9 protein-coding genes are annotated in these 13,010 nt (G+C 40.1%); all 9 read right to left on the bottom strand.

Features of this window, described 5'->3' with window-relative positions:
• The coding region (vgrG, locus tag CVP05_RS08355) for a type VI secretion system tip protein VgrG (RefSeq protein WP_133118712.1) at positions 1–591 on the bottom strand (591 nt) is incomplete at its 3' end.
• Positions 592–841: 250 nt separating this feature from the next.
• Positions 842–2,719 (bottom strand): peptidylprolyl isomerase, encoded by a 1,878-nt coding sequence (gene ppiD / locus CVP05_RS08350; protein WP_100289122.1) that lies wholly within the window; start codon positions 2,717–2,719, stop codon positions 842–844.
• Between the two features lie 125 nt (positions 2,720–2,844).
• A complete protein-coding gene (lon, locus tag CVP05_RS08345) occupies positions 2,845–5,265 on the bottom strand; it encodes an endopeptidase La (RefSeq protein ID WP_100289118.1) in 2,421 nt (806 codons plus the stop codon).
• Between the two features lie 119 nt (positions 5,266–5,384).
• Complete coding sequence (rlmB, locus tag CVP05_RS08340; RefSeq protein ID WP_100289117.1) at positions 5,385–6,134, bottom strand: 23S rRNA (guanosine(2251)-2'-O)-methyltransferase RlmB; 750 nt, start codon at positions 6,132–6,134, stop codon at positions 5,385–5,387.
• Between the two features lie 62 nt (positions 6,135–6,196).
• Complete coding sequence (gene rnr, locus CVP05_RS08335; RefSeq protein ID WP_100289116.1) at positions 6,197–8,560, bottom strand: ribonuclease R; 2,364 nt, start codon at positions 8,558–8,560, stop codon at positions 6,197–6,199.
• A 32-nt stretch (positions 8,561–8,592) separates the two neighbouring features.
• The gene (gene era / locus CVP05_RS08330) at positions 8,593–9,522 is read right to left on the bottom strand and encodes a GTPase Era (protein WP_100289115.1); all 930 of its coding nucleotides are present in this window, start codon (positions 9,520–9,522) and stop codon (positions 8,593–8,595) included.
• On the bottom strand, positions 9,519–10,193 hold the full coding sequence (rnc, locus tag CVP05_RS08325) for a ribonuclease III (RefSeq protein ID WP_100289114.1): 675 nt from the start codon (positions 10,191–10,193) through the stop codon (positions 9,519–9,521). The genes era and rnc overlap by 4 nt, the downstream gene beginning before the upstream one ends.
• Before the next feature lie 2 nt (positions 10,194–10,195).
• Entirely contained in the window at positions 10,196–11,149 is a 954-nt protein-coding gene (lepB, locus tag CVP05_RS08320; RefSeq protein WP_100289113.1) for a signal peptidase I, read from the bottom strand.
• Positions 11,150–11,151: 2 nt separating this feature from the next.
• Positions 11,152–12,945, bottom strand: coding sequence for a translation elongation factor 4 (lepA, locus tag CVP05_RS08315; RefSeq protein ID WP_100289112.1), 1,794 nt, complete (start codon positions 12,943–12,945; stop codon positions 11,152–11,154).
• Between the last annotated feature and the right edge of the window lie 65 nt (positions 12,946–13,010).

Genomic DNA, 13,010 nt, shown 5'->3' with positions numbered 1-13,010 from the left:
ACAGAGAACTAAGGTGTTTTTGGCCGATTCAACCGGTTGTTCAGTAAAAAAGAACCAACCTTCTTCCGCCGCTAAACGACAAAAGAACTCGTAATCACTTTCCCGATATTGCACGCAAAACTCTCGCACCGGGCGCGTTTCTTCTATGGCAAATTCATAGTCGCTGATATGATGTGCTTGCAGTAAGCTGTCCAAGATGGCACTCACAGACATTTGTTGGAAGATTCGGCTGTTGCGGGTGAGGGTTAAGCGCCATAACGCCGGACGTAGGCTAAAACGGTAGAAGGTGCGATGAAACCCGGTATTTCCCATTTCCACTGCGGCCACGATTGCGGTGATTTTCCGTTGTAATACGCCGTCTTGCCATAAGCAGAATGTGGCTTGGTTATCTAATATTTCACCAAAATCCACCGCACTTTCTAAACTGGCTGCGTGAATATCCAGCTCAAATAGGCGGTTATAGCCCTCCGTTAACTGGAAATCGGTGACTTGAAACGTCGTTGCCGGCAGGTTGCCTACTACGAGGGTGAAATGTTGCCCGGTGGGGTGTTTAAGTAATGTGGATAATGGGGAAAAATCTGCTGTTGCCATAGTGTGAAATCCATCCAGGGAAAATGAATTATTATTTTAGCAAGTGTGTTTTTTTAGGCAACATTCTGCGCCTTGTGCGATAAATAGGGATTATATACTTATCCCCCAAATTTAAGCACGCTCATCACTCTTTCTCCTCTGGCAAAAGCACATCGTGAGTTTTTCAGTATAATACCGAAATTAGTCCTGTGATTAGAGTCTAACTTTTTAGGGTAAGCCATTTTGCTTACCCTTTTACATTGAATCTTATTTATTCTTCCGTTTGATTTATAAAGGAATCATTAACCTCAATCTTAGCTTTATTTCTTAATGCTTGTAGTAAGGTTGTTTGCAACTCTTGCTGTTGCGTTTGACTGAGTTGAAGATTAAACGCTGCTTGCTCTTGCTCATTTACCTTACCCTCTTCTACTTTTTGTAGTTCAACGACAACCACATCTCCATTACCACCTTTGGCTGCAAAATACGTAAATTTATTATCCACTGGTTTTGGCATAGAAAAAATCGCTTCATTTAGTGCCGGATCTGTGTTTTGTGCATAAGTCAGAGTTTCCTTACTTCCAAAAGCTAAGCCACTATTGTTTGCATTCCCTTGATTATTTAAAGCCACGACTTCTTCTTGCGCCTTCGCTAATACTTTAGCTTCCGCTTTTTGACGTTTTAAAAGTGCCTCAATATCCGCTTTCGCCTCATCTAAACTACGCACACCTTCAGGCTTATGCTCAACAACGCGAAATACAATAGAATGCAATTCCCCTACGCTCATTGGTTCAGAATTTGCCCCACCATTTACCAAATCGGTATCAAATAATGCAGACACGATATTCGGATAATTCAGCTCAGCAGGTACATCACTGCGTGAGAATACTGGTGTTTCAACGAGTTTTACTCCAGAAACTTTCTCTGCCTCAACTAACGAAGTAGGATTTTCAAATGCCTTTTCAGCCACTGCTTTTTCAGTCTTATAAAATGCGGCATTCACTAAATCTTGGCGAACCTGATCCGCAATTTGTGTTTTTACCTGCTCCAATGGCAGCTCTGCAGCAGCCTTGCGATCTGTGACTTTTACAATGTGAAATGCATTATCTACACGAATCGGTTGGCTATATTGCCCAACATCTAAGCTATTCGCGGCATCTTCAAGTGCTTTTGGTAACTCGCCCACAACAACCCAACTTAAATCACCACCGTTTTGTCCTGATAATTTGTCCATTGAACGACTTTTTGCTAATTCTGCGAAATCCGCCCCTTGTTGCAAAGCCTGATATACCTCATTAGCATCCTGCTCTGTTGCGAGTTGAATATGTGAAAGACGTTGTTGCCCTTGAGAAACAAACTGTGCTTTATTATCCTGATAGTATTGTGCAATCTCAACATCAGAAACTTGAATGTTCTTTTCAACATCTTCACGAGATAAGTCAAGATACTGTACTTTTACTAGCTCAGGAATCATAAATGCCGACTTATTATTATCGTAATACTGTTGAATTTCCTCATTACTTACCGTTTGTTGCTTAATTTCTTCAGCTAAAGGTAAATTCGCTAAACGTACATCACGTGTTTGAAATAATAACTTTGCTAGCTCTTGTTGCTGTGCGGGTACGACAAAGTCAGTTCCTAACACCCCAAGCTGGAGCTGTTCTAATTGTAAGCCTGCTCGCACATAACTTGCATACGTATCCGCACTAATATTATTACGCGCTAACATTTGTTGATATAAATTATTGTCAAACTTGCCATTAGTTTGGAAAGCTTCCATTGCCACAATCTGCTGCTTAATGCGATTATCACTTACACCTAACTTTAGCTCATTAACATACTGTCTTAATAACTCTTGATCAACCAACTGATTTAAGACGTTATTACGTAGACCTTGCATAAACTGAGGAGAGTCAGCTAACACATCAAACTGCGCGCCTAATTGCTCACTTAAACGCTGATATTCCGCATTATATTGTTGTTGAAACACTTGCTGTGAAATTTCTTCACCATTCACTTTAACCGCAGAAGTATCGACTTGAGAAAACACATAACCTGCAACACCACTCAACACGAATGAGATTGTGATAATTGTCAATAAAATCTTAGCGGCGAGACTATTTGTCGCGCTGCGAAGTTTGTCCATCATAATTAAAACTACCTTATAAATTAGGGCTTCTGATCCTAGATTCCAATTTGACGCAATTATACGCACTATTGGCTTAAAAATAAATAAGCCAGTCATGTATCCATGCTGGCTTTAGCAAAAAATATGAATTAATTTACCGCACTTGCGCCCTTACGACGAGAGACTTTCGCACGTGGTACCTTAACTTTACCAATTGGTATAATTTTAGTAAATTCAACGCCCATTGGTGGGTTAGCCAATGCTAACGACAGCACCTCATCAATAGTTTCTACTGCATGAATAGCAAGTTCAGTTTTCACATTTTCAGGAATTTCGTCCAAATCTTTCACATTATCTTTAGGAATCAATACTGTTTTGATGCCACCACGTCGTGCAGCCAGTAATTTTTCCTTCAAACCACCTATAGGCAATACCTTACCACGTAAGCTGATTTCTCCAGTCATCGCCACATCTGAACGCACCGGATTACCCGTTAAACAAGACACTAATGCCGTACACATAGCAATACCTGCACTTGGTCCATCTTTAGGTGTTGCGCCATCTGGTACATGAATATGAATATCGCGTTTTTCATGGAAATCATTGCTGATCCCAAGTTTATCCGCGCGAGAACGCACTACCGTCATTGCAGCCTGAATAGATTCTTTCATTACATCGCCTAATGACCCAGTATATGTTAGTTTTCCCTTTCCTATAACAGATGCTGTTTCAATCGTAAGTAAATCCCCGCCAACTTCAGTCCAAGCTAACCCCGTGACTTCCCCAACACGATTTTCTGTATCAGCACGGCCAAACTCAAAACGTTTAACACCGAGATACTCTTGTAAATTCTGCGAGTTAACTGTAATCGCCGACAATGTTGTCTCTAATAACAGTTTTTTCACGGCCTTACGGCAAATCTTAGAGATTTCTCTCTCAAGATTACGCACGCCGGCTTCGCGGGTATAATAGCGGATAATATCCAAAATGGCGCTGTCTTCAATCACTAATTCTTTTGCTTTTAAGCCATTTCGCTCCATTTGTTTGGTGAGCAAATGTCTTGTCGCTATATTTAATTTTTCGTCTTCTGTATAGCCAGAAAGGCGAATAACCTCCATACGATCTAGCAATGGTCCTGGAATATTCATTGAATTTGACGTAGCCACAAACATGACATCAGACAAATCATAATCAACTTCTAGATAATGATCATTAAATGTTGTGTTTTGCTCAGGATCCAATACTTCTAATAATGCAGAAGCTGGATCACCACGCATATCCGATGCCATCTTATCAATTTCATCTAATAAGAAGAGTGGATTCTTCACGCCAACTTTCACCATTTTTTGAATAAGTTTGCCTGGTAAAGAACCAATATAAGTTTTACGGTGTCCACGTATCTCCGCTTCATCACGCACACCACCTAATGCCATACGCACATATTTACGCCCCGTTGCATTAGCAATAGATTGCCCCAATGACGTTTTACCCACACCAGGAGGGCCAACTAAACATAAAATCGGCCCTTTCAGTTGATTCAATCGACTTTGTACTGCTAAATATTCTAAAATACGCTCTTTAACACGCTCTAAACCGTAGTGTTCTTGCTCTAAAATCTGTTGCGCTTTCGCAATATCTTTTTTCACTTTAGAACGTTTATACCATGGTACTTGTACCATCCAATCAATATAACTGCGAATAACCGTCGCCTCTGCTGACATAGGTGACATCATGCGCAATTTCTGCAATTCCGCTTCTGTTTTTTCTTTTACTTCCGCAGGCATTTTAGCCGCTTCTATTTTCTCGCGTAATTGCTCAATTTCATTGCTTCCCTCTTCCCCGTCACCAAGTTCCTTTTGAATGGCCTTAATTTGTTCATTTAAATAATAATCGCGCTGCGTTTTTTCCATTTGTTTTTTCACACGCCCACGAATACGTTTTTCTACCTGAAGAATATCGGCTTCGGACTCCATCAGTCCCATTAAAAACTCAAGACGTTCGGAAACATTCGTTTTTTCTAATGCTTGTTGCTTATTTTTAACGCTTACCGGTAGGTGAGCGGCTAAAGTATCACTTAGACGTTCAAGATCCTCAATATGACGTAATGCATTAATGACTTCCGGCTGTACTTTTTTATTTAATTTTATGTAATTATCAAACTCAACCAATACCGTCGTTTTTAATACATTTAGCTCATGTTCTTCGCCTAACTCAGAATCCAAAGGGGTCGCTTGTGCCATAAAACACTCCCCTGTATCTTCTAAACGATCAATTCTAGCACGCTGCAATCCTTCCACTAGCACTTTTACGGTGCCATCAGGCAATTTCAATAACTGAATAATATGCGCAATCGTCCCGACACCATGTAAATCATCAACATCTGGCTCTTCTAAATCCGCTTTTTTTTGTGTCACGAGCAGCAACTTCTTATCATTTTCCATTGCTTCTTCTAAACTACGAATGGACTTATCTCTGCCCACAAACAAAGGCATAACCATATACGGAAATACAACTACATCACGTAGCGGCAATACAGAAATCTCTATTTTTTTTGTTCGTTTGGCATTCATAATTCTCTCTCTTAGCTCAAAGCCTATTGATCTTTATTTATAGTTGTTAATAGCCAATATTTAACGACTAGGTTTGCTATATATTGGGATATAAATTAAAAACTCAAGCGTTTTTTTATTTATTTTTCCACCTGACTACATTGCTGACGCACAATTTCAAATAGACAAACACCTGTCGCCACCGATACATTTAATGAAGATACCGTTCCTGACATCGGGATGCTGACTAACTGATCACAATGTTCACGAGTTAAACGTCGCATACCTTCCCCTTCAGCCCCCATCACCAATGCTAAAGCACCAGTGAATTTCACTTGATACAGAGACTCCGTCGCCTCGCCTGCTGTGCCGACTACCCAGATATTATGATCTTGTTGTAGCTCGCGTAGTGTACGCGCTAAATTTGTCACACGAATCAAAGGCACGCTCTCTGCCGCCCCGCAAGCAACTTTACGAGCAATAGACGATAATTGTGCAGATTTATCTTTTGGTACAATCACTGCACATACGCCAGCCGCATCTGCTGTACGTAAACAAGCACCAAGATTATGTGGATCGGTAATCCCATCTAGCACTAATAATAATGGGTTCTGTTTATTGGCTAAAATCTGATCCAGATCCCGTTCATTTAATTCTTTAGCTGGTTGGATGCGCGCAATAATACCTTGATGAACTTCGCCATTGGATTTTTTATCTAATGTTTGGCGATTAACAAACTGAATAGCAATTCCCAAACGAGAGAGTTCATTTAACAAAGGTTGCAAACGCTTATCTTCGCGCCCTTTCAAAACATTAACTTCAATTAAACGTTCTGGCGCACTCTGTAAAAAAGCACTCACCGCATGAATGCCATAAATATTTTCACTCATTATGACTCCCTAAAAAGATAGAAAAAGTGCGGTATAAAACTGATTATTTTTTTAATCTCGGATTAGCGTTTAACGCTTTTCTTCGCAGCTTTCTTAGTCAGCTTTGATTTTTTACCTTTCGCCTTTTCACTTTTGCCTTTGTGCTTACGCTGTTTTTCTAAACTTTCAGCATAACGCATATTTTTCTTTAATTTTTCCTTATTCGTTTTGCCTGCACGACGAGGAGTACGCTGGCTACTGACTAACGAAAAATCGACTTGGCGCTGCTCTAGGCTTACAGCTTCCACCCGAATACGCACTTTATCACCTAAGCGATACAACATACCCGAATTTTCACCAACCAATACTTGTCGAGCCACGTCAAAACGATAATAATCATTATCTAAGCTAGACACATGCACTAAACCATCGATAAATAAATCATCAAGGCGCACAAATAATCCAAATCCTGTCACTGAAGAAATTACCCCATTAAATTCCTCACCCACATGATCTTGCATATATTCACATTTCAGCCAATCTGCAACATCGCGCGTTGCTTCATCAGCACGGCGCTCCGTCATAGAACAATGCTCACCTAATATATCCATCTCATCAAGAGTATAATGATAGCCTCCACCATCAGTTGTTCGCCGTTTACTTCCCTCTTTTTTCGCTAATAAATATTTAATGCCTCGATGCAAAGTTAAATCGGGATAACGACGAATAGGTGAAGTAAAATGCGCATATTCTGCAAGCGCTAAACCAAAATGCCCAATATTATCAGGATCATAGACGGCCTGACTTAAAGAACGTAATAACATAGTTTGAATCAATTCATGATCCGGTCGCTCACGTACCTGTTCTAATAGTTTTGCATAATCTGCTGTTGTGGGTTTTAGACCGCCTTCTAATACTAACCCGCATTCGCGTAAGAAACCGCGAAAAGCCGTTAACTTTTCTTCACTTGGAGTGGCATGAATACGATATAACGCGGCTTCTTGATGCCGTTCCATAAAATTAGCTGCCGCAATATTCGCGAGGATCATACACTCCTCTATGATTTTATGGGCTTCATTACGTACCACAGGTTCAATCCGTTCAATACGTCCTTGAGCATTAAAAATAAACTTGGTTTCTAACGTTTCAAAGTCAATTGCGCCACGTTGACGACGAGCATTCAATAACGCCTTAAACATCTCATATAAATTTTCTAAATGCGGAACAAGCACACAATACCGTTCACGTAAGGTCTCATCTCCTTCTAGGATTTTCCATACTTTGCTATAAGTTAATCGGGCATGAGAGTTCATCACGGCTTCATAAAACTTATATCCCGTCATTTTACCTTTATTGGAGATATCCAATTCACACACCATACATAAGCGATCAACCTGTGGATTCAGAGAACACAGGCCATTGGATAATACTTCTGGTAGCATAGGAATAACCCGGTTCGGAAAATACACTGATGTTCCGCGTTGGTAAGCCTCTTTATCCAATGCAGTGTTCAAACGGACATAATAACTCACGTCAGCAATAGCCACCCAAAGCTTCCAACCGTTACTCTGTTTCTGACAATAAACGGCATCATCAAAATCGCGCGCATCCTCTCCATCAATAGTGACTAACGGCAAATGGCGTAAATCAACTCTTCCCTTCTTAGCTTCTTCAGGCACTTGTTCACTAAAACGCTGAACATACTTTTCAACAGATTTTGGAAACACATGAGGAATTTCATGATTACGCACAGCAATTTCAACTTCCATGCCTTTTGCCATGTTATCCCCTAAAATTTCCACCACTTTGCCAACAGCTTGGGTAAAACTTGCTGTACGAGGTTGCAGTTCCACTACCACAACCTGCCCCATACGCGCCCCTTTACGGTGTTCATTTGGAATAAGAATATCTCGGCTAATACGACTATCATCAGGCACGACATAACCAATTCCTGCTTCAAGAAAAAAACGCCCCACGATCTGTGTCTTACGACTTTCTAACACCCGAACAATGCGAACTTCTTTACGTCCTCGACGATCTATGCCATTGGGTTGCGCTAATACATAATCCCCATGCATAGCGCGCTGCATTTGCACATTAGAAATAAACCAATCTTCTTTCTGTCCATCTATCTGCAAGAAACCATAGCCATCACGATGCCCAACAACCATTCCTTTCAGCAAATCTAATTTTTCTGGCAATGCATAACGCTTACGTTTTGTGAACACCAATTGACCATCATTTTCCATTGCACGTAAACGGCGGCGCATACCTTCTTTCTCAGATTCATCACTGATAGAAAGTGCGGTCAAAATTTCTTCTTTTGTCATCGGGGCATTATGCTCACGAATGATGGACAAAATAAATTCACGACTAGGAATTGGATTTGGATATTTTTTAGCTTCAATATGAAAATTCGGATCGAGGGAGGTCTTTTTCTTTGGCATCGTCTGCTCCTTTGCTAAGTACAAAAATGGGATCAATCGTCCATATAACCTAAACTACGCAGTGCGCGTTCATCATCAGCCCAACCGGATTTAACTTTCACCCAAAGTTCTAGATGAACTTTATTATCAAATAAACGCTCCATATCCTGACGAGCCTCTATTCCAATTTGCTTAATTTTCTGCCCGTTTGCGCCAATGACCATTTTCTTTTGGCCATCACGTTCAACTAAAATTAGCCCATTAACTTCATAGGTACCGCGTTCATTCGTTTTAAATTGCTCAATCTCAACAGTTACCGAATAAGGTAATTCCTCTCCCGTAAAACGCATGAGCTTTTCGCGAATAATTTCTGAGGCCATAAAACGCTGTGAGCGATCTGTTACATATTCTTCTGGAAAATGATGTACACCCTCACGTAACGAATGGCGAACAATAGTTTGCAATTGTTGAACATTATTACCACGTTGTGCTGAAATAGGTACAACATGAGCAAACTCAAATTTACCACTTAATTCTGTAATAAACGGCAGCAAATCATCTTTATTTTTGATGTTATCTATTTTATTAATCGCTAACACCACTGGCGCTTTTGCTTGACGTAATTTATTTAACACCATTTCATCGTCATCATTCCAATGCGTGCCATCAACAACAAAAATAATTAAATCAACATCACCAATTGCACTTGAAGCCGCACGATTCATCAAGCGATTAATCGCCCGTTTTTCTTCAATATGCAGGCCTGGCGTATCGACATACACCGCCTGATATGCACCTTCCGTATGAATACCCACAATTCGGTGGCGAGTCGTTTGGGCTTTACGTGATGTAATCGAAATTTTTTGCCCTAATATCTTGTTTAATAAAGTAGATTTTCCTACATTAGGACGTCCCACAATAGCAATAAAACCACAATAACTTTTTTCCAATGCTATCTCATTTGTATTGAATTCTTCCGTCATTTTATACCTAATTGCTTCAAAATTTGTTCTGCTGCCGCCTGTTCTGCTTTACGCCGACTAGCTCCTAACCCCACAAATGTCTGTTCAATATTTTCCACGCGACATTCCACTTTAAAAGTTTGACAATGGGCTTCGCCTTGAATATCAACGACTTGATAAGTCGGCAAGGCCAAACGACGGCCTTGTAAATATTCTTGTAGCCGTGTTTTGGGATCTTTTTGATTATCGCCAGGCTTAATGGTTTGCAAAAATCCGTGATACCATTGGCGCACAATCTGTGTTGTTTTAATAGGATCGCTATCCAATAAAATAGCCCCAATGATCGCCTCCACACAATCTGATAAAATCGACTCTCGACGAAAACCACCGCTTTTTAATTCTCCGGCACCTAGTCGTAAATAATCGCCTAAATCAAATTCACGTGCTAACATCGCTAAAGTTTGTTCACGCACTAGTGTTGCACGCATGCGACTAAGCTCCCCTTCATTACATTTAGGGAATTGATGATATAAGGCTTCTGCAATCGTAAAATTTAAAATAGCATCGCCCAAATATTCTAAACGCTCATTATGCTTGCTATCCGCGCTACGGTGCGTTAGTGCTTGTTTTAGTAATTCCAAGCGGTTAAATTGATAACCTAATTTACGTTGTAACCGTGCTAATTCATTCATAATTATTGAATTTTTGTAAACATTCGTTCTGTTCTTAATCCCGTTGGCCATTCCCCTGCTTTTTTATCTAAGCTTAGCCAAATATAAGATGCTTTCCCCACAATATTACGTTCCGGCACAAAACCCCAAAAACGGCTGTCCTCACTATTATCACGGTTGTCCCCCATCATAAAATAATGACCTTCCGGTACAACCCATTCTGTTTGTGGATAAAAAAACGGTTCCGGATTATTCAAAATTTGGTGAGTAACATCCCCTTGCTCCGTACGTTCAATTTGAGGTTGTTGATAGTAAACAAATTCAGGATTTGGAACCCCTTCTGAATATTGAAATTTCACAACATCACAATTTTCTTCACAAGGTTTGCCCTCTTTACCATGAATTACCGTTAAGCTACGACTGGCAAGATCATAATGAATTTTATCCCCTCCAATCCCAATTACACGCTTAATATAATCCACAGTAGGTTGTGGCGGAGCCTTAAATACAACTACATCACCACGCTTTGGCTTCCCTGTTTCAACTAGCGTATGTTGAAATACCGGATCCTTAATCCCATAAGCATATTTTTCCACTATCAGAAAATCGCCCACACGCAATGTTGGCTCCATTGAACCTGATGGAATTTGAAATGGCTCAAAAATAAACGAACGTAACACCAACACAAATGCCAATACTGGAAACAAAGAAGAAACAAATTCCGCACCTTCTGATATCGGTTCTATTTTACGCTTTTCATCTTCAGTTAAGATTTTTCCACTGCGCTGTTCTGTACGAGCGACTTGCCGTGCTCGCTTTGGTAGCACAACAAAACGATGGTAACACCACAAAATTCCCGAAAGTGCGGTTAAAATAATTAATAAAATGGAAAATGTATTCGGCAGTTGTAAATGATCGAGCACTTTCCAGCCAATAAAGCCAATCACCAATAAAATTGGAAGAAACCATTTTTGCATAGTTAATCCTTACCTACATGTAAAATCGCTAAAAACGCTTCTTGCGGTACTTCAACATTACCTAAAGACTTCATTCGTTTTTTCCCTTCTTTTTGTTTTTGAAGGAGTTTCTTCTTACGGCTGACATCCCCTCCATAACATTTTGCTAATACATTCTTACGTAATTGCTTCACCGTAGAACGAGCGATAATATGATTGCCTATGGCTGCTTGGATCGCAATATCAAATTGTTGGCGAGGAATTAACTCTTTCATTTTTTCAACTAATTCTCGTCCGCGATATGGCGCATTATCTTTATGCACAATCAAGGCCAACGCATCGACACGCTCCCCATTGATCATAATGTCCACGCGCACCATATTGGCACTTTGGAAATGTTTGAAACCATAATCCAAAGAAGCATAGCCTCGAGAAGTCGATTTTAAGCGGTCGAAAAAGTCTAATACCACTTCTCCCATAGGAATTTCATACGTCAACGCCACCTGATTACCATGATAAACCATATTCGTCTGCACACCACGTTTTTCCACACATAATGTGATGACATTACCCAAATACTCCTGTGGTAACAACATATTACATTCTGCAATAGGTTCTCGAATGTCAGCAATATTATTTAGAGGAGGCAATTTAGACGGACTGTCTACATAAACAATCTCACCATTTGTTTGCTCAACCTCATAAACTACTGTAGGCGCTGTAGTAATCAAATCCAAGTTATATTCACGCTCTAAACGCTCTTGGATAATCTCCATGTGCAACAAGCCTAAAAATCCGCAACGGAAGCCAAATCCTAATGCAGTCGAATTTTCTGGTTCATAAAATAAAGAAGCATCATTAAGGCTTAACTTACCTAACGCATCACGGAAAGCCTCATAATCATCCGAACTAATTGGGAATAAACCCGCGTATACTTGTGGTTTCACTTTTTTAAAACCCGGCAACGCTGACAGTGCTGCATGATTATGATGGGTTAAAGTATCACCTACAGGCGCACCTAAAATGTCTTTAATCGCACAGACAACCCAACCTACTTCACCGCAATTGAGCACTTGTGTATCCACTTGCTTCGGCGTGAAAATACCTAATCTATCCACATTATAAGACAACCCTGTGGACATCACTTTTATCTTATCGCCTTTTCTTAAGGTACCGTTTTTAATGCGAACTAATGACACCACGCCCAAATAGTTATCAAACCAAGAATCAATAATTAAAGCTTGCAAAGGTGCTTCAGGATCGCCTTCTGGCGCAGGTATTTTAGCGACAATTTCTTCTAAAACATCATGGATCCCCACCCCTGTTTTTGCAGAACAGCGCACAGCCTCAATAGCATCAATACCGACAATATCTTCAATTTCCTCAGCCACTCGCTCAGGATCTGCAGCAGGCAAATCAATTTTATTTAAAATTGGAACCACTTCTAGATCCATTTCAATTGCCGTATAACAATTCGCTAACGTTTGAGCTTCCACACCTTGTCCAGCATCAACAACTAATAATGCCCCTTCACAAGCCGCTAAAGAACGGGATACTTCATAAGAAAAATCCACGTGACCAGGGGTATCAATAAAATTTAGTTGATACGTTTCTCCATCATTGGCTTGATAATTTAAGGTCACGCTTTGTGCTTTAATCGTAATCCCACGTTCTCTTTCAAGATCCATAGAATCTAGCACTTGTGCGGCCATTTCACGATCAGATAAACCGCCACAGGTTTGGATTAAACGATCTGATAATGTTGATTTACCATGATCGATATGGGCTATAATCGAAAAGTTTCTTATATTCTTCATATTTAAGGCTTTTGTAGTCTTATATTAACATCATTTTTTTAACAATATATAAACGATGGATTGTA

Origin of the sequence: Conservatibacter flavescens (genome assembly GCF_002795425.1) — a bacterium.
GTDB lineage: Bacteria > Pseudomonadota > Gammaproteobacteria > Enterobacterales > Pasteurellaceae > Conservatibacter > Conservatibacter flavescens.
Note: the sequence above shows the minus strand (reverse complement) of the source record. Positions and strands in the feature narration are given on the sequence as shown.

What these genes read in the sequence shown, in the direction of transcription:
- lon (WP_100289118.1), bottom strand. Translation starts at nt 5,265, where the DNA reads ATGAATGCCAAACGAACAAAAAAAATAGAGATTTCTGTATTGCCGCTA.
- rnr (WP_100289116.1), bottom strand. Translation starts at nt 8,560, where the DNA reads ATGCCAAAGAAAAAGACCTCCCTCGATCCGAATTTTCATATTGAAGCT.
- rnc (WP_100289114.1), bottom strand. Translation starts at nt 10,193, where the DNA reads ATGAATGAATTAGCACGGTTACAACGTAAATTAGGTTATCAATTTAAC.
- lepB (WP_100289113.1), bottom strand. Translation starts at nt 11,149, where the DNA reads ATGCAAAAATGGTTTCTTCCAATTTTATTGGTGATTGGCTTTATTGGC.
- rlmB (WP_100289117.1), bottom strand. Translation starts at nt 6,134, where the DNA reads ATGAGTGAAAATATTTATGGCATTCATGCGGTGAGTGCTTTTTTACAG.
- lepA (WP_100289112.1), bottom strand. Translation starts at nt 12,945, where the DNA reads ATGAAGAATATAAGAAACTTTTCGATTATAGCCCATATCGATCATGGT.
- era (WP_100289115.1), bottom strand. Translation starts at nt 9,522, where the DNA reads ATGACGGAAGAATTCAATACAAATGAGATAGCATTGGAAAAAAGTTAT.